Origin of the sequence: Krasilnikovia sp. MM14-A1259 (assembly GCF_047159535.1) — a bacterium.
Lineage (GTDB): Bacteria > Actinomycetota > Actinomycetes > Mycobacteriales > Micromonosporaceae > Actinoplanes.
Window position 1 is genome coordinate 6,693,538 of sequence record NZ_BAAGAJ010000002.1, and the last position, 16,588, is coordinate 6,710,125.

Annotated in this window: 20 protein-coding genes and 2 tRNA genes; 14 read left to right on the forward strand and 8 right to left on the reverse strand. The window is 68.4% G+C overall.

The genetic code is table 11. From position 1 onward, the window contains the following. Nucleotides 1–402 precede the first annotated feature (402 nt). Entirely contained in the window at nt 403–1,584 is a 1,182-nt protein-coding gene (locus tag ACMCNK_RS30480; protein WP_412739782.1) for a xylose isomerase, read from the forward strand. Between the two features lie 53 nt (nt 1,585–1,637). On the opposite strand, the gene ACMCNK_RS30485 is transcribed toward ACMCNK_RS30480, so the two are convergent. Further along, on the reverse strand, nt 1,638–1,955 hold the full coding sequence (locus ACMCNK_RS30485) for a hypothetical protein (protein WP_412739783.1): 318 nt from the start codon (nt 1,953–1,955) through the stop codon (nt 1,638–1,640). Nucleotides 1,956–2,150: 195 nt separating this feature from the next. Here ACMCNK_RS30485 and ACMCNK_RS30490 point away from each other — a divergent pair. Then, nucleotides 2,151–2,223, forward strand: a tRNA-Asn gene (locus tag ACMCNK_RS30490). Nucleotides 2,224–2,342: 119 nt separating this feature from the next. On the opposite strand, the gene ACMCNK_RS30495 is transcribed toward ACMCNK_RS30490, so the two are convergent. Then, nucleotides 2,343–2,891, reverse strand: coding sequence for a hypothetical protein (locus ACMCNK_RS30495; RefSeq protein ID WP_412739784.1), 549 nt, complete (start codon nt 2,889–2,891; stop codon nt 2,343–2,345). 509 nt (nt 2,892–3,400) lie between these two features. On the opposite strand from ACMCNK_RS30495, the gene ACMCNK_RS30500 reads away from it, so the two are divergent. The 3 genes from ACMCNK_RS30500 to ACMCNK_RS30510 all read left to right on the forward strand — a co-directional run bounded on the left by ACMCNK_RS30500 (nt 3,401) and on the right by ACMCNK_RS30510 (nt 5,011). Then, nucleotides 3,401–3,477, forward strand: a tRNA-Ile gene (locus tag ACMCNK_RS30500). Nucleotides 3,478–3,561: 84 nt separating this feature from the next. Then, nucleotides 3,562–4,590 carry a tyrosine recombinase XerC gene (gene xerC, locus ACMCNK_RS30505; RefSeq protein ID WP_412739785.1) on the forward strand — a complete coding sequence of 343 codons (1,029 nt, stop codon included), beginning with the start codon at nt 3,562–3,564 and terminating at the stop codon, nt 4,588–4,590. Further along, nucleotides 4,574–5,011, forward strand: coding sequence for a tyrosine-type recombinase/integrase (locus ACMCNK_RS30510; RefSeq protein WP_412739786.1), 438 nt, complete (start codon nt 4,574–4,576; stop codon nt 5,009–5,011). Before xerC ends, ACMCNK_RS30510 begins: the two co-directional genes overlap by 17 nt. A 60-nt stretch (nt 5,012–5,071) precedes the next feature. On the opposite strand, the gene ACMCNK_RS30515 is transcribed toward ACMCNK_RS30510, so the two are convergent. Continuing rightward, nucleotides 5,072–5,293 carry a hypothetical protein gene (locus ACMCNK_RS30515; protein WP_412739787.1) on the reverse strand — a complete coding sequence of 74 codons (222 nt, stop codon included), beginning with the start codon at nt 5,291–5,293 and terminating at the stop codon, nt 5,072–5,074. Between the two features lie 490 nt (nt 5,294–5,783). Between ACMCNK_RS30515 and ACMCNK_RS30520 the strand changes: the two genes are divergently transcribed. The 3 genes from ACMCNK_RS30520 (at nt 5,784) to ACMCNK_RS30530 (ending at nt 7,864) form a co-directional block, all read left to right on the forward strand. Further along, nucleotides 5,784–6,341: a hypothetical protein gene (locus ACMCNK_RS30520; RefSeq protein WP_412739788.1), complete on the forward strand. Its 558-nt coding sequence runs from the start codon at nt 5,784–5,786 to the stop codon at nt 6,339–6,341. Nucleotides 6,342–6,521: 180 nt separating this feature from the next. Further along, on the forward strand, nt 6,522–6,848 hold the full coding sequence (locus tag ACMCNK_RS30525; RefSeq protein WP_154937180.1) for a TraR/DksA family transcriptional regulator: 327 nt from the start codon (nt 6,522–6,524) through the stop codon (nt 6,846–6,848). Between the two features lie 473 nt (nt 6,849–7,321). Continuing rightward, nucleotides 7,322–7,864, forward strand: coding sequence for a hypothetical protein (locus ACMCNK_RS30530; RefSeq protein WP_412739789.1), 543 nt, complete (start codon nt 7,322–7,324; stop codon nt 7,862–7,864). Between the two features lie 59 nt (nt 7,865–7,923). Here the strand turns inward: ACMCNK_RS30530 and ACMCNK_RS30535 are convergent, their stop codons facing one another. Together ACMCNK_RS30535 and ACMCNK_RS30540 are read right to left on the reverse strand one after the other, a co-directional pair. Next, the gene (locus tag ACMCNK_RS30535; protein WP_412739790.1) at nt 7,924–8,190 is read right to left on the reverse strand and encodes a hypothetical protein; all 267 of its coding nucleotides are present in this window, start codon (nt 8,188–8,190) and stop codon (nt 7,924–7,926) included. 1,017 nt (nt 8,191–9,207) lie between these two features. Then, a complete protein-coding gene (locus tag ACMCNK_RS30540) occupies nt 9,208–9,756 on the reverse strand; it encodes a GNAT family N-acetyltransferase (RefSeq protein WP_412739791.1) in 549 nt (182 codons plus the stop codon). Nucleotides 9,757–10,179: 423 nt separating this feature from the next. On the opposite strand from ACMCNK_RS30540, the gene ACMCNK_RS30545 reads away from it, so the two are divergent. The 5 genes from ACMCNK_RS30545 (at nt 10,180) to ACMCNK_RS30565 (ending at nt 13,499) form a co-directional block, all read left to right on the forward strand. After that, on the forward strand, nt 10,180–10,770 hold the full coding sequence (locus ACMCNK_RS30545) for a restriction endonuclease (protein WP_412739792.1): 591 nt from the start codon (nt 10,180–10,182) through the stop codon (nt 10,768–10,770). Between the two features lie 359 nt (nt 10,771–11,129). Beyond that, nucleotides 11,130–11,930, forward strand: coding sequence for a CPBP family intramembrane glutamic endopeptidase (locus ACMCNK_RS30550; RefSeq protein WP_412739793.1), 801 nt, complete (start codon nt 11,130–11,132; stop codon nt 11,928–11,930). Nucleotides 11,931–11,972: 42 nt separating this feature from the next. After that, nucleotides 11,973–12,440 carry a hypothetical protein gene (locus tag ACMCNK_RS30555; RefSeq protein ID WP_412739794.1) on the forward strand — a complete coding sequence of 156 codons (468 nt, stop codon included), beginning with the start codon at nt 11,973–11,975 and terminating at the stop codon, nt 12,438–12,440. Further along, on the forward strand, nt 12,394–13,029 hold the full coding sequence (locus tag ACMCNK_RS30560; protein WP_412739795.1) for a WD40 repeat domain-containing protein: 636 nt from the start codon (nt 12,394–12,396) through the stop codon (nt 13,027–13,029). Before ACMCNK_RS30555 ends, ACMCNK_RS30560 begins: the two co-directional genes overlap by 47 nt. A 56-nt stretch (nt 13,030–13,085) precedes the next feature. Beyond that, complete coding sequence (locus tag ACMCNK_RS30565) at nt 13,086–13,499, forward strand: NUDIX hydrolase (protein WP_412739796.1); 414 nt, start codon at nt 13,086–13,088, stop codon at nt 13,497–13,499. Nucleotides 13,500–13,574: 75 nt separating this feature from the next. On the opposite strand, the gene ACMCNK_RS30570 is transcribed toward ACMCNK_RS30565, so the two are convergent. From ACMCNK_RS30570 to ACMCNK_RS30580, 3 genes are all read right to left on the reverse strand, one after another. Continuing rightward, nucleotides 13,575–14,219 (reverse strand): dihydrofolate reductase family protein, encoded by a 645-nt coding sequence (locus ACMCNK_RS30570; RefSeq protein ID WP_412739797.1) that lies wholly within the window; start codon nt 14,217–14,219, stop codon nt 13,575–13,577. Between the two features lie 144 nt (nt 14,220–14,363). After that, nucleotides 14,364–15,422, reverse strand: a complete 1,059-nt coding sequence (locus tag ACMCNK_RS30575; protein ID WP_412739798.1) for an amidohydrolase family protein — start codon at nt 15,420–15,422, stop codon at nt 14,364–14,366. A 158-nt stretch (nt 15,423–15,580) separates the two neighbouring features. Beyond that, nucleotides 15,581–15,790 carry a hypothetical protein gene (locus tag ACMCNK_RS30580; protein WP_412739799.1) on the reverse strand — a complete coding sequence of 70 codons (210 nt, stop codon included), beginning with the start codon at nt 15,788–15,790 and terminating at the stop codon, nt 15,581–15,583. Between the two features lie 95 nt (nt 15,791–15,885). Between ACMCNK_RS30580 and ACMCNK_RS30585 the strand changes: the two genes are divergently transcribed. Continuing rightward, nucleotides 15,886–16,554: a DNA alkylation repair protein gene (locus tag ACMCNK_RS30585; protein WP_412739800.1), complete on the forward strand. Its 669-nt coding sequence runs from the start codon at nt 15,886–15,888 to the stop codon at nt 16,552–16,554. The last annotated feature ends 34 nt before the right edge of the window (nt 16,555–16,588 follow it).

Below are 16,588 nucleotides of genomic sequence, written 5' to 3' on the forward strand. Positions count from 1 at the left end.
TGATGGGAGTCTCGTCCTCCGTTGGAGTGATCCTGTCCGAACGTGCATTTGATGCACGTAGGCCGTTGCTCTCCGTGGTGTGCCGACTTGTCCTCGACGGGTTCCCGAAGCAGGTCACCGCAGGCAAGCTGATAGACAGGCGGCGATGCGTCCTCGTCCCGGGGATCGTGTTCGGGCCGGTCGCAGCGTCGCGCATCCGTGGGACCGGTGATCCGGCGGGCCGCCCACCCTCGTATCCCGGGACGAGCAACCCACGGATGGAGGCGTCATGGCAACGCTGCGGTCCGCCACGCGAACATCGGAAGCCGACGATCAACTGATCCATACTGGACGCTCACGCACGTTCCGATGCACGTGCATCTGCATCTGCATCGGCGCGGCACCGGTCCAGGGAGGGCACTGATGCGGCTGCGTCACCGTTCGGGCCGAATCGTCCACCTCGGTTGTGGCCTCGACCTTCCGCCCGCCCGTGATCTCACCACACTCATCGCCCAGCTGGACGTGTACGCCGGCGCCGTCCGTGCCCGCCTGGAGGTCGACACCCTGGGAGTCAGCCTGTGGCTGTCACCCGCCCTGGCATCCGCGCTGGCCGGTAACGGCCGTGCCCGGCTACGGCTGCGGGCCGCACTCGACGCCCGACGGCTCGAAATCGTCACCCTCAGTGGCGTACGGTATGCCGACGATCCGTATACGCTGCGTAGTCAGCCTGACTGGAGCAGTACGGCCCGGCTGGATTACACGCTCGACCTCGCCCGCGTCCTGGTCGACCTGCTGCCCGACGACACCGTCCGCGGTGCCGTCACCACCCTCGGCCTGGGGCGCCGCGAGGAATGGGATTCCGAGCGGGAGAAGTCCTGCGCCCGCATCCTTCCCCGGCTCTCCAGCGGGCTCGCCGAGGTCGCCTGGCAGACCGGCCGCGCCGTCCGGGTCGGCTTCCAGCCCGCCCCCGGGCACGTGCTGGACACCGCCGAACGCACCGCCACGGCCCTCGCGGACATCGACAAGGACCGGCTCGGTGTCAGCCTCGACCTCGCCAACCTTGCCTGCACCTGGCAGGACCCGGCCGACGCGCTCGCCCGTCTCGCCGGGGCCGGACTGTCGATCGTCCAAGCCCAGGTGACCGCGGCCGTCGAGGCCACCGACCCGGCAGCCGCCGCCGACGCGCTGGGGGCGTACCTCGACGAGGCCCGGCCATGCCCGGTCACCACACGCGGCGGGGACTTCTTCGAGGACCTGCCCGAGGCGTTCGCCGCCGCGCCACCCGGCCCGTGGCGGGTGCGCTGTCCCGCGCCCCTGCACGCCGATCCGGCGCCACCGCTGACCGCCACCACCGAGGTGTGGCGTGCCGCCGTGCGGCACCTGCTGGCCGGTGACACGCCTGCCACGGAGTTCATCGACGTGGCCACGGACGCGCCGGACATCTCGCGGCCCCCCGGCGCGCCGATCGACATCGCGACGCCGCGCTGGACCCGCCCCACGGACCCGGCCGCGCGGGCCGACTCCGTCGCCGCCGACTATTCGTACGTCCATGCCGAACTCACCGGCCGCGGCCTGACACCCCCCGCCCCGGCCCAGGCCGCCTGATCCCACACGCGACGAGGCCGCCCCGGACGGGACGGCCTCGCTCACGTACGGCGTCAGTACGTCTTGCCGGCGCTGTTCGACCCGGCCAGAGAGTCGGTGGACGCCGTCATGCTCGCGGGGCGCTTGTCCGCAGCCGAGTCCGCCATCGCATGCAGCTTCTCACCGACCTTCGACGAGTTCAGCTTGTCCTTGCCCTCGCTGTACAGCTTGGTGGCCTGCGCCTGGGCAACACCGGCGGCCTCCTGCACCGTCGGGTGTTCCCACACCTTCTTGGCGCTGGCCCGGATCTCCTCGTACTTCTCCCGGCCGGCCCGGCTGCCCAGGACGAAGCCCGCCGCGAGACCGCTGATGAACATGAGCTTTCCGCGCATGGCGGCTCCTTCCGTTCGGTGACGCGCGGTGCGTCTGCTCCGTTACGTACCCATCCTGCCGGTCCGTCATACACGTAACCCGGGGTTTCGCCCGTTCGGCGCGTCCCACCACCCGCCCCGCACAACTCCCGCCGCGTCCTGTACTGTTTATCGGGTCGCCACGACGATCCGGGTTACCCGGCGCGTCGGCAGCGATCCCCTGTAGCTCAATTGGCAGAGCAGCCGGCTGTTAACCGGCAGGTTATTGGTTCGAGTCCAATCGGGGGAGCCTCATCAGCACCATCACGAGCCCCAGGCCCATGGCCTGGGGCTCGATCGTTCATGAGGTCTGCCCCGCCCTCGCGGGGCCGCTGGAGTGGGCCGCTGTCTCGGCTCCGCGGCCCCTGGCTACCTCGGGCGGTCGTCGGCCGCTGCGGCCGGGTCCGCGTACACCAAGATCACGGGAGGCTGGCCCGCCGCCTGGGCCGGCGGACCGGGGCCCCCGGAAGCAGCAGGGACCAGTGCCCGGAAGACCGGGTCGGAGGCCCGTTCGTCGTATTCGCGGTAGTCGGCGGTGGCCTGCAGCCACATCCCACCGTTCGCGAGCCGGCGCGCCGCCACGAACGCTCCGGTTGACATCAGTGCCTCGGCGCCGCCGACCCGGTCCGCGAGATCTCCGGCAAGGATCGTGACCCAGGAATATCCGCGCAGGACCTGCCGGCACCGGCCGACCGTCCAGGACGGGTCCCGCAGTTCACGGCCGGGATGTTGCTTCTTGTCGATCCGGGCCTCGGACGCGGTCTGCCCGCCGTGCGCGTACGGGGCAATGTGCCCGAAGCCCGGATTGACCAGGTCGGCGAGCTCCGCGAACGCGGTCAGCCAGCGCTGCTGGACCTCTGCGCCCGTGGCCGGGTCGGTCGCCTCCGGCGACGGCAGTAGACGCTGAGCTGCAGCCATCCGGGTGCATGCTGGGGCGGAGTGATCTGTGCGCTGAAGGACCGGCGCTGCGCCTCGCCGTACTGGTTGAGCTGTTCGACGTTGAGATAGACCGTGTGCGGGGGTCGAGCAGTTCTTGACGCAGCCAGTCGACGCCGGCGGTCGACAACTAGGTCTCGGTCACTGGTTGGTCCTCCATCGTTGGTCGGCCTCTATTCGTTGGTCACCCGACGATCGGGACTTCGATCGGCACCGGTTCGCCGGGCACACCGACCGGTGCTTCCGGCAGCTTCGGGATCGGGATTCCCCACAGGTCGTCGAAGTGGTCGTTCTTCCAGTCCTCCCAGAATCCGGTCTCCCGAGCCGGACTGGGCGTCGGCGGGCGAGCTGCACCTGCGATGCTGACGCCAGGCCGACCGCGGCGTGAGCGGTCGTATCCGGCAGGCGAGTCCAGGCGGCCGCCACCTGGACGCGTTGCATGGTTCGGTGGCTCGGAGATGGATGCGCGGGATAGGATCGCCGCCGGTACGGGGGCGGTAGCTCAGTGGGTTAGAGCAGGGGACTCATAATCCCTCGGTCGCGGGTTCGAGTCCCGCCCGCCCCACCAGCAAAAATGTGGCGGGAACCCGCTCGGTCCAGCGTCACATGACACGGCGCGTGACGCAAACGGTGCTAGCGTCGGGCTCATGACGTGACAGGCGGCCCCCGCCAGCGACAGCGCGGCACCATCGATGCCCTTCCCAGCGGCGCGCTCCGCGTCCGCGTGTATGCCGGCCCCGACCCGTTGACGAAGCGGCGGCACGACCTCACCGAAGTGATCCCACCTGGATCGAACGCGGCCCGGGAGGCGGAGAAGGCGTGGACCCGGCTGCTGAACCAGGTGGACGAGCGGCGCAACCCGCGGACCAGGGCGAAGGTGAACCAGCTGCTGGACCGGTGGCTCGAAGTGCTCCACGCCGAACCGTCCACGAGGCGCGGCTATGTCCTGAAGATCGAGAAGCATGTGCGGCCGATGCTGGGCGGCGTCCAGGTGGCCAGGGTGGACGCCGAGCTGTTGGAGACGTTCTATGCCCGGCTGCGTAAGTGCCGGGATCACTGCGACGGCCGCCGGTATGTCCAGCACCGGACGCCGCGGCCGCACGAGTGCGACGACCGTTGCCGCCGGCATGCCTGCGTGGGCCTGTCCGTGTCCACGATTCGGCAGATCCACTGGATCCTCAGCGGGGCGCTGGACCGGGCGGTGCGGTGGAAGTGGATCGCGATCAACCCGGCGGAGCGGGCGGACAAGCCGGCGCTGCCGCATCCGGATCCGCAGCCGCCGAGCGTCGACGAGGCGGCCCGGATCGTCACCGAGGCGTGGCGTGACCCGGACTGGGGGACCTTCGTGTGGTGCGCCATGACGCTCGGAGCGCGCCGCGGCGAACTCTGCGCGCTGCGCTGGCAGCACGTCGACCTGGACACCAACGTCGTCGTCACCCTTGCGCAGGGCGATCTCCGTGGGCGCGGGCGGGGAGCTGGTGGTGAAGGGTACGAAGACCCACCAGCAGCGGCGCACCGTCATCGACGCCGATACCGCCGCGGTGATGGCCGAACACAAGCGCCGCTGGGAGGAGCGACTCGATGCGCTCGGCCTGGATCTGTCGCCCGCAGCGTTTGTGTTCTCCGCGTCGCCGGACGGGAGTACGTTCCCTGTGCCGGACACCATGACGCAGCGATATGACCGGCTGGCCAAGCGTTTAGGGATCGACAGTCATCTGCACGCACTGCGGCACTACTCGGCGACGGAGCTGATCGCCGCCGGCACTGACGTCCGGACGGTGGCGGGCCGGCTCGGTCATGGCGGGGGAGGAGCCACCACGTGGCTCAGCGAGGCGGACCAGCGGGCCGCGTCGGCCCTCTCCGGTCGGATGCCGGCGCGCCCGGTGGCCGACAGCTCACCGTCGCGGGCAGCGCAGGTTCGTGCTCCGCGCCGGACACCGGCACCGAGGGCTGCGAAAGAGTCCGCGCACGAGTGGTGGATGAAGGAGATCGCCGCGGGGAGGTCCCCGAGTGGCGCGGACATCGCCCGCGCCGCTGACGTCGATCCGAGTGTGGGTCGGCGCTGGCGTCGCGAGTGGACGACAACCGCGTTGCCGACGTGAGTGCGGTCCTGCGCCACCGGGTCGACTGCTGGGCTGTCGACCCGGTGGCCGGCGACGCGGCTACTTGCTGATCTGGCTGAGTTCGACGATGGCTTGCGCGGCGCGGATGTACTTGTTCCCGGCCAGGTCGGCGACGGTCTTGATGTTGAATGCCTTCTGCAGAGCCTCCGCGTCGGCCTCGCTTACACCGGACAGCGCCGCGACCGGCGCGTTGGCCAGTTCGGCGAGGGAGCTGGACTCGTACGCCTTGTCCAGCACGTCGTCGAGGTTCACAGAGATCACGATCGGGCTCCTTCCGGGAGGCGGCGCCCGGGCGCGACCGCCCGAGCCGAGCCACGACAGTACCCGAGCGAAGCCACGGCGCCACCTGGGTAGATTCCCCCTCCACGCGCCATCCACCCAGCGGGGATTAGCCCGGCACCTGCACGCCCTGCAGCACTACTCGGCTACCGAGTTGATCGCCGCTGGCACCGACCTCCGAGGGTGGCGGGCTGGCTCTCGGTTACGGCCGGGAGAGGAGCCCCCAACGTCGGGTGTACGCAGCGAGGCTGACCAGCGAGCTGCCTCGGCTCTTTCGGGGTAGATGCCGGCCCGACGGGTAGCCGACACGGGTGACGGGCCGTGCTCGTCGACGTCGCATGCTCGTTGCGAAGCTTGCGCCGCCGATTCGTGGTCCAGCAGCAGTATGCGAACGGCATCCCTCCGCGTGTCGCCATAGAACTACGCCATGGTGCACCATCGACGTCACAAATCTTGCGACGGAGGACCGGACATGACAGGTTGCGGCGCGGCGGCGCGTTCCCTTGCCCTGCTCGCCATGGCGGTGCTGCCCGCCACGGCCCCGGCGGGCTGCGGCCGCTCGGCGGCGCAGCAGCCCGCAGGCGAGTCGGCCCCGGCGAGCGCCACGACCGGCCCGGCGGCCGTCGCCGCACCGGCCACCGGATCGCCGGCCACCGGCGGTGCCTCGGCCGACGCCTGCTCCCTGGTGACGGCCGCCGAGGTCAAGGCCGCCACCGGCAGGAACTACGGGTCGGGCACCGCCACACCCGGCGACCTGGTACGGATCTGCCGGTTCACCGCCGGCAACGACATCCTGCTGATCGAGGCATACCCGGCGGGGGGCGACGACGTCTTCCACAAGGCGATCAACGGCGCCGCCAGCATCGCCAACGGCGAGGTCCGCACCGTGACAGACGTGGGCGACCAGGCCGGATACGTCGCACGGGCACAGACGCTCTGCGCGCACCGCGGAACGGCGAACGTCTGTGTGGTCGGCGCGAGCGAGAATGCGCTGACCACACTGGCGCGTAAGGCCATGAGCCGGATGTAAGCCCCGCAACGCCGGTCCGAAGGGCTCCGCTATGAGCAGGAGAGGCAAACGTAACGTCTCGTGATCTGAAGGATGCGAAACGTGACGGTCGTCGCTGTGCGGCATCCGGATGTCTGCCGCCACCCGTGCGCGACCCCTCCATGGCCTGTCTGTGCTGGCTGAGGCCGTTAGGCTGCACATGTGGTCCGGGATGAGCTGTTGCGGCTGCGAGCGAGGGCGGAGGCTGAGGCGGCGACGCTGGCCCAGGATCTGGAGGCGCTGTTCCTGGCATCGCGGGATTCGAATGCCGACGACGAGCACGACCCGGAGGGCGCCACCATCGGCTTCGAACGCGCCCAGTTGACCGCGCTGCTGGCCGGGGCGCGGGAGCGGATCGCCGACGTTGACGACGCGCTGCGTCGGGTGGACGCGGCGACCTACGGCGTCTGCGAACGATGCGGGCAGCCGATCGGCGATGAACGGCTCGCCGCGCGGCCGTTCGCCCGCTTCTGCATGGCATGCGCATAGGGCATCAAGGAGAGTGAACATTCGGGGCGCTTACAATTCCAGCGAAGCGTTGCGGGGCCACGACCAGATGCGCTCAACTGCCACTCCGGAAAGCTGGTGTTCAGCGTCGTGGTGACGCACGGTCAAGGATGGCTGAATCGTCTGTCTGCGCGTCAATGTCGTACCTGTCAACGAGTTCGTCCTGCGAGCCGCGGTCGCCGCGTACCTGGGCCGCTACCGCGGACAGACCAGAATCCACACCGAGTCCGACCTGCGGATCTTCCTCCAGTGGTGTACCGATCGGGAGATCGACCCGCTCGCCGCGGTCCGGGTGGACATCGAGCGGTACGTACACTGGTTGCAGGACATCCGCCGGTACCAGCCGTCAACGGTCTCCCGGCGCCTGTCGGTCGTGGTCGGGTTTACCGGGTCTGCGTCATCGACCAGCTGCTACTGCACGCTTGAGCCGGCGGCCGACGGGGAGTTGATGAGCGATGAGCCTGCTCGGTGATGTCATCCGCCTTTCGCCGGAATTGCGGGAGGAGATTCGAGCCGACGCGGCAACCGCGTACGACCGCGTGACATCGTTTGACGGGGTGGAGCGGCTTGAACTCGACTGGGAATGGAAGGTGTTCGCGCCGCTGTTCGCTGCCGCCGGCTTCCGGGTCAACCCATTCCGCTCCGGGGCATTGTTCCCGGACGAGGAGACCGCGTTCGGCGCCCTGGGCGACGCCCGCTCTTTGGATCCCGATCAGGTGGTGGAGGCATCTGACCTCCTCGAGCAGACACCGTTCACCGTACTTGTCCCGCGTCTGCGCGACGCACTGGTGGAACGGGACACGGTGCGCGTGGACTTCGACCGCGAGTCGCCGACATACGGGCGGCCGCTGCCGCTCCAGCGGATCGTGACGCCCACATTCTCGGATGAGCAGGTCGAGTCCTACCGAATCCGCCTAGCCGATAGGTACGACGACCTGACCAACTTCTACCGCGCGGCCGCGCGTCACGGTCAATGCACGATCTTCTGGGCGGCATGAGATACGAGTCGCACACCGCGGGTGGGTGGATGGCAGCGCATGCGGAGCAGGGCGATTCGCTACAGGGCGCTGTTCGGGTCGCGGTCGCCGCCACGGTGCCGGTCGGTGCCGGTCGGTGCGTCCGGAACTGACCGGGATCGGTGCTGCTCCGCAGAGGCGGGCGAACGCCGCCTCATAGCGCAGGCGATCGGGTTGTCGCGAGCGGTGACGATCAGTTGCCCTGCGGTGCCGACGCCGACGCCGGGCAGTGCGACGAGATCGGGTGCGGCGGTGACCAGGGCCGTCAGATGGACGTCGAGGTCGTCGATCTCGGCCTGCCGGGCCAATTAACGCCGGGCGGCGCTGTGCAGGGCCAGATTGTAGGCCGCAGCCGGGTCGGTGATCGACCCAGGTCGGAGGGCGGCGCAACCGCGGATGCGATGCTTGCCGGTCGGCTCGCGCAGCGGATGCCGGACAGTCTGCGGCGCGGAGACAATGAGGGCGTCGACCTGACCGCTGGCCTGGATGCGAGCTTTCGCCGCGCCGTGCGACCCGTAAGGCTTCCAGGCGCGAACGGATACAAAGGAGGCCCGGAACCGCCAGATCGTGACAGCTCCGGGACCCATTCAAGTGCCTTGCTCCGACTACATTTCAGAGTCTGACTTTGATCCGAGAGTTGATGGAGGCGTCCTTCCAGGCTGGCGGCGCAGTCGTGCACATAAGTCCAAACGTGTAGGTGGTGGACTTCTTGCTAGTGAACCTGTAGGTCACGGAACGGCGGTGGGTCAGATCGCCGAAGGCGACTGGATCTCCGCCGGTTGGCGGGGGTGGTGTGACGCCAGCCCAGGAGTTGCAGGTGTACATTCTGACCTTCCTGGCGATGGTCGTACGAACCGTTACCTTCCGGCCTGCGGTGGTGACCTTAAAGGTGGCGCATACGTAGCGGTTGCAGCGTTTGACCGTTTTCGTAGCCGCCTGCGCTGGTCCCGCGAAACCGAACACGATCGCGATGGCAGTGACGAGTATGGTCAGACGACCGAAAGGTCTGTTCATTGCGTCTCCCGGTTACCTTGCGCCGTTGGCTACCGCAATCTATCGGCCACAGTGGCCAGGGCCTCAAAGGTTGTCATTTGACATCACTCACATGCGAAATCCGGGTGTCAGCCCACAGTGGCCGCCTACTCACAGGTAGTGACAGACGCGAGTCGCCGGGCCGCCGTCGTGGCGTCCCGAGTGCTTCGGGTCCTAAGCCTTGCGCAGGTGACGTACCCGACTTTGCACTTGAACTCGCACGCCGACAAAGGCCGTTGCTTCGGTCCAGCTCAGGGAGGGGGCCGCCCTCCGCCTGAGGCCAGCCTCAACCGCTATCTGTGGCTGAGCCCCGAGTCAGGGGCGTGGTCGAGGTTGATCCAGTAGCGCCTTACCAGGTTGTGCCCGTTGTGGCGGATGCCTTCGAGGACGCCGCCGTTGCGTTCGATCGTGCGGGCTGAGGCGATGTTGTGCGCGAGGCACGGGATGAGAACGCGGTCCAGTCCCAGGGCGGCGCGGGCTTCGGCCAGCATCTGGCCCAGGGCCCAGCTCGCAAGGCCGCGGCGGCGCGCGGACGGGCGTACGCCGTAGCCGATGTGGCCGAATCGGTCGTGGAAGTAGTGGCGCAGGGCGATCCCGCCGAGTACCCGGCCGTCCTCGACGATCCACCGGGGTGAGCCGTGCATCTCGGGCGGGCAGGGCGTCCCGGCCCGGTGGGTCAGCCGGGTCCGCTGGTGTACCCAGGCGGCGAAGCCGTCGGGTGAGTCCACGTCGTCGTCGGCGCCCAGGCCGAAGCCGTCCTCGTGGAGGCCGGGGCCCCAGTCGTCACGACAGTCCAGGAAGGCGGCGTGCAGGCGGGTCGTCGGCAGGATCAGTTCGGGCATGCGGCGACGGTAGCGGGGGCTTGACCGCGCGACGAGCCGCCTTCGCTCAACATCAATCACGGTCAGACGCCGATTCTGGCCCGATGTCTCCGTAACTGCGTGGGGAAGTACGAGCGTGCTTCCTCTGGCCCTTGACGGCCGCGTCAAGCCTCACCAAACGGGGGCCTCGGTGGCATCGAGGGTGTCGTTGAGTGCGGGTCTGCTGACAAGATCTGTGGTTCGCGCCACATCTTTGATTGGGCCTGACGCGGGGCGGCAGGGCCGTGGCCGCCTCCACGGCAGGCGTGGGACTCGGCACCTGCATTAACGACTCGCGCTTCTGATGTGACCGTCCTGCTCCCTGCCAGGTCCCCTCGGTTTCGCATTCCCGCCCTACTCTCCGTATGTGCCTTCCCGTGCACAGTCGAACTCCGGGAGGTCGAAGTGCCCAAGAAGCGCCGCCGCAACAAGAGCAACGCGACCGCCACGGCCCTGGGCATTGGCCTGCTGGCGCTGGCCGCCATTGCGCAATTGGTCCACGATCATCCGTACATCTTCACTTCGATCGCGCTCGTTGCCCTGCTCGGCCCAAGTGCCTGGGTATACAAGAGGTGGAGGGCCATGCGAAAGCTGGCCGCGTACGAACGCCATGTTTCGGTCGTCGACGGCATGAGTGGGTCGGAGTTTGAACAGTTCGTAGCCCGGCTGATGCGTGCCAGCGGCTATCGAGGTGTGACCGTGCAGGGCGGCGCCGGTGACATGGGTGCTGATGTTGTCGGCCGATCACCCTGCGGACGCCGTGTTGTCGTGCAGTGCAAGCGCTATGCCGGCAGCCTGGGCAGCCCTCATGTGCAGCGCTTCGCGGGTACCGCCCGCGAGATTCACGGCGCAGACGTTGCCTTGTTGGTGACCTCCGGCAGCCCGACGGGACCGGCGCGCGAAGTTGCCCGACGGTGCCGAATCGTGCTCGTCGACCGACCTGCGCTCGCGCAATGGATGAACACCCACGTCCTACCGCTGGACCATGCGCTGTAAAAGTCGTGGACTGAACGGATCCATTGGATCCTCGGCGGGGCGCTCGACCGGGCCGTTCGCTGGAAGTGGATCGCGATCAACCCGGCGGAGCAGGCAACGGGCCGCACTGTAACCGGCCGGCGCTGTCGTCTGACCGACCGGGTGACACAGCCCGCCGCTCGTGCTTCTAGTCTTGCGCGGGTGAGTCGATCAAGATCATCCACGCCGGCCGCGGTGGCGTTTGCGGCGTTGGGTTGGCGCGTGCCTTCGCTACTGGGCGTGGTCAGCGCGAACCGCACGGGCACGGCTCGCCGCGGCGAAATGGCAAGCCTGATCACCGCCTCCCGAGGCATTGCTTCGATTGTCGAAATGAGCTCTTCATGCCCACCCGCCGCCTGAGTGCTGTTCTGATCGTCTTCCTCGCGGTCTCGGCACTGGCTTCACCGTTACTCGCTCTGGCACAGCAGCGAAGCGGTGTGCCGGAGTCCTTGGTCAGGTTGCCGGTCTTCGCCACCGCCGTGGGTGCCGCCGTGGTCTGGTCGATCTGGCGTCCGTACGTGTTGCGGCCGCCAGTAATCAGGACCGGCATTGCACGGACTTGCCTGGTGGCATTCGCCATGGCGGGTGCCGTGGCAGTCGTTCTGTTGATCGTCACCCGCGCCGAGGGATCGCGCTGGCCGCTGCTGAGTCCTTCGACGCTGCCCGCGCCGTTGTTGGTCGTGCTGGTCGTACAACTGCTGGGGGCCGCGGGCGAGGAAATCGGCTGGCGCGGCGTGGTGCAGCCGGCTCTCGAGAGGCGTTTGCCGGTCGTCCGGGCAGGCCTGGTGACGGGCGTACTGTTCGGAATCGGGCACTTCTACGTATTGGCCTCAGGCGTCTGGACCTACCTGGTTTTTCTGATGTCGGCGGTCGGTATGTCGGTGGCCCTGGCCGCGCTCACCGCCGGACATGGCCTTCTGGTACGAATCAGCGCAGCGACGTTGATGCACTGGCTTGTCAATGTCGTGATCCTGACGCTGTTTGCGGATGGTGACGAGTCCCTGCTCTGGACGGTGAACACCGCGGTCGCCATGCTTTCCCTCGGCGCTGTCGCGGCCAAGCGCATGACCGGCAACACGGCAGCCGACAGACAAGGCCAGACCACTGCCGACCCCACCGACCGTCATCCCGTCACGAGGTGAGCAGGTCCTGCGAGTTTGGCCTGCCCTGGCATCCTGCAACGCGTGACGAGGATCAGACTGATCGTTCTGGTGTCCGCGCTGACTCTGCTGGCGGCCGGATGCACGATCCCGAAGCCGGATTCCGGCGAGCGGATCGTTGCACCGGAGCTGACCCTCGCCGGCGGTGCCGGCTGGATTCACGACGTGGCGTTCAGCCCGCGGGCGCCACTGCTGGCTACCGTCACCTCGGCGCGCCCCGAGCTTCGGTTCTTCGACATCGGGGCGGGCCGTCAGGACGGTGTCCCGGTCCGGACCGACCTGACCGACGCGTACGACATGGCCTTCACCCCTGATGGCGGCACTCTGCTGGTGTGCGGGGAAGGATTCGACGGGCCAGCGGGTGGGCCTCGTGGAGCTGTGGGACGTGGCCAGCCGGCAGCGGAAGCGGCCGTCGCTGCGCACCGGCGACGAGTTCGTCACTGCGGTGGCGGTCAGCCCGTCGGGCAACGAGATTGCCACGGCGGGCGGTGATGGCGGCAAATCGATGGTGAGGATCTGGAACACCGCGACCGGCAAGCTGCAGAGGCAGTGGCGGGACGACCATCCGCAATCCGTCCGCGAGCTGGTGTTCAGCCCGGGCGGGCAGTGGCTGGCCAGCGCCGACCACCACGGGCCGGACGACTCCAGCATTCGCCTCTGGGACGTGCGTACCGGCAGGCAGCTCGCCTTCTCCCAATCGGCGAATCCCACCGGCACGCTCGCCTTCAGCCCGGACGGACACCGCCTCAGCTTTCCGTCCTTTTCCAAGATCGTGATGCTCGAGGTGCCGTCGCTGCGGAAACTCGACGAGACGATCGCCGGTGACGCTGTCGAGGACGTCTCCGGCGTCGCCTTCACCCGAGACGGCCGTACGCTCGTCGGGTCGGGCCACACCTACGGCACCTTTTTCCTGTGGGACGCCGCAACTCTGGACGTCATCGACTGGCCCGCACGTGTGCCCGGCCGAACGTTCGCCAGCCGATCGGGCGCGTTCCACCCGCTCACCCCACCGACGATCAGCGGTGACGGGCGAAAGCTGGCCGCGGCCGGCACCTACGTCTGGTCGCTGCCAGTACGCTGAGCGGCTCTGGTGCGTACGGGTGCCTGGTTCCGTGCGTTCTCATGGGAGGATCTGCTGTGGCCAGCTACGAAGTCGCGCTCGTCCTGCTCCTCCAAGCGTCAGGCGCGGTGCTTCTGCAGCACCGCGACGAGCATGCCGAGGTTTCGCCGAATCAGTGGGGCCTGCCAGGCGGCCGCATCGAGCCCGGCGAGACGCCGGAGCAGGCTGCTCGTCGTGAACTGGTGGAGGAAACGGGCCTCACCGTCGCCGATCTGCACCCGGTGTGGTCTGGCCCGCGGCCCTTCGAGGAGGGCTTCCCACACACCGTCACGGTCCACGTCTTCCGCGGCACCACCGATGCGTGTCAGGACGACATCGTGCTCGGCGAGGGACGAGCCATGGTCTTCGTTCCCCGCGACGAGGTACTCGACCGCGAATTGGCGGCCACCGCTGCGATGGTGTTGCCGCTGTGCCTTGGGTTGCCGAGTTGACCCTCCGAGACCCGGCCGGACCCGCTGAAATCTCCGACCTGGCCGAGCTCGCCGCTCGTCCTCAAGGAATCGCGCTCAGCGATTCGTCTCGTACCTGGTGAGGATCACGCCGCGGGGAAACGTCCGCGTCTCCACCAGGTTCAGGTTCACCCAGCCGTCCAGCGCACTGAAGAATGGTGTGCCGTCGCCCACGAGGACCGGATGAGTGACGATCTCGTACTCGTCGATCAGCCCGGCCCGCATGGCCGCCCCCGCGATCGTGGCGCCGCCGACCCTCATCGGCCCGCCGTCCTCGGCCTTGAGCCGGGTGATCTCGGCGATCGCGTCGCCCGTGACCAGGCGAGAGTTCCAGTCGACCTGGTCGATCGTTGAGGAGAACACCACCTTCGGCGTGTCCCGCCAGTTTCGCGCGAACTCGATCTGCGCCGGGGTGGCGCCCGGCCTCTGGTCGCCGGTCGGCCAGTAGGCACTCATGGTCTGCCACAGTCGGCGCCCGTACAGAAACAGGCTGATCGCCCGCTCCTGATCGAGCCACCACTGGAAAAGCTCGTCGCTCGGCCCGCTCCAGTCGAGGTCGTCGCCGGGCGCGGAAATGTAGCCGTCCAGGGTCAGATTCATGCCGTAGATCAGTTTCCGCATGGCGCCATTCCTTCGTTGCGTCGGTGTCGGAAGACTAGACCAGTCGAGCGCAGGAAACTGATCGGTGCGCAATCTGTTCATCCGACGGCATCCAATCCGCCGCAGCGGTGTCCAACGTCGGCAGCGATGGCGGAGGACACCGCAGACGTTGAGCAGTGGGCGCCGAGCACCGCGGGTAGCGGCATTCGCTCCGATCCGAAGACGGGAAGGGCGTCCGCCCCGATGTCAGGCGCGGCGGGAACGGTGGACCCGCCCGCGCAGGATAATCGCGCTGGGATGGGCGAGAACCCGCGGGTCGAGGGCGGGGTCACTGTCGTAGACGACCAGGTCCGCGGGTGCGCCGTCGACCAGCCCCGGCAGTCCGAGCCATGACCGGGCTGTCCACGATGCGGCTCCGATCGCCGCCTCGGACGACAACCCGCCGCGGATGAGCCAGTCCACCTCGGTCGCGATCGTGCCGCACGGATAGCTGTCCGTCCCTGCCAGGACCAGGACGCCGGCGTCCACGGCGGCGCGGACGGTGTCCAGTGTCCCTTCGCAACCCTTCAGCGCCCAGTCGCGTCGCGGGCTGTCCTCGCGTGCGCGCACCTCCGCGATCTTGTCTTGGAAGACGGTCAGCGTGGGGACGAAAGCCGTGCCGTTGTGGACCATGTGGTCGATCAGTTCCTGATCGAGGAACCAGCCGTGCTCCAGGCTGTCGACACCGGCCAGCACCGCGTTACGCGTTCCCTGCGCGGTCTGGCAGTGTGTGGCCACCCGTCCGCCGACGGCGTGGACGGCTTTCACGACCTCACACAGCACCTCGAACGGCAGCGGGGGATAGTCGAAGCCCCAATCGGCGTGGATCTTGCACCATCCGGACGCGGCGGTCGCCTCCTCCACTGCGGCGGCCACCAGCTCCTCCTCGGTGACCTCGCGGCCGTACCCGGGCACGAACCGGTTCGGAGTCGCCAGCCAGCGCCCGGCTGAATGGACCCGGGGAAGGTCGGGATCGGCGTCGACCCAGTCGGGGATGCGGCCCGCCGTGCCTGGCGTACGGACCAGCAGCACACCCGCCTCGCGATGATCCACCAGGTGTTTGCGCAGGATCTCCTCGTCGAACGGGTCCTCGGGGGTGTCGGTGCTGCCCGGGTGCGTGTGGACATCGACCAGCCCGGGCAGTATCCATCCGCCGTCGACGATCAGGTCGCCGCCGGGCACCGGATCGGTACGCAGCCGGTCGCCGTCGATCCAGAACGTCCGCTCTTCCCGCTCGGGCAGAACGACACCGCGCACCTTGAACATGAACAGCCCCCTACCGCGTGGCCAGGCAGGGTCCCGTGACCGCCCGCAACATCGACGAACATAGCGGTCCACCGCTACCCGGCCGCTGCTTCCCGCGGTCACCGCATGAGTAGCTGCTGGCGGGCCTGGTGTCCGTCGGTCGGCTTCGCCAGCCGTTCCTACGGGACGGGGCCGGCCGGAAAGCGGGCTGCCTGCGCGCGTTCCTGGTCGGAGAGCGTGGCCGCATCCACCTGCTCGATGAGTTCCCAGCGACCATGGACCGGGCAACGCTGGAACCGACGGCTCCCCAGGCGTACCGCCTTGAACGAGACCAGCGGCACCCAGATGGTTTCGAACAGTCCTCCGCGCTGACAGCGAACAATGGCCATGCGCCGAGGTTAGGCTCCGTGCGCACCCGCATGCCGGCCGAGTCGGCTCGCCGAGGAATGGCGGCGGAGCATGTCCGGACGGACGGGAGGCTCAGGTGACGGAGACTACGGTGGCCGACGTGATGGCCGAGCTGGCCGCGCTCGAGGACCCGAGGATTCGCGAGGTCAACGAGAAGCACGGTGACGACCACGGCGTGAACCTCGGCAAGCTGCGCGCGATCGCGAAGCGCCTGAAGACACAGCAGGACCTCGCGCGCCGGCTGTGGGACAGCGGGGACAGCGCCGCGAGGTTGCTGGCGCTGTTGATCTGCCGTCCGAAGGCGTTCACGCGCGACGAGCTGGACGTCATGCTGCGCGAGGCGGGTACCCCGAAGGTGCACGACTGGCTCGTGAACTACGTGGTCAAGAAGAGCCCGTACGCCGAGGAGCTGCGCCTGGCCTGGTTCGCCGATCCGGATCCGGTGGTCGCGAGTGCGGGCTGGGCGTTGACCGTCGAGCGCGTGTCGAAACAGCCCGACGGCTTGGACCTCGGGGGGCTGCTCGACGACATCGAGGCGGAGATGAAGGACGCCCCGGCGCGCCTGCAGTGGGCGATGAACCACTGCCTGGCGCAGGTCGGGATCGAGCACGCCGAGTTCCGCGCCCGGGCGATCGACATCGGTGAGCGCCTGGAGGTGCTCAAGGACTACCCGACGCCGCCGAACTGTACGTCTCCGTTCGCGCCCATCTGGATCGCCGAGATGGTGCGCCGCGGAGGAAGATGAACAAGGGTGGTGCCAAAGTGGCACACGGCTGAGC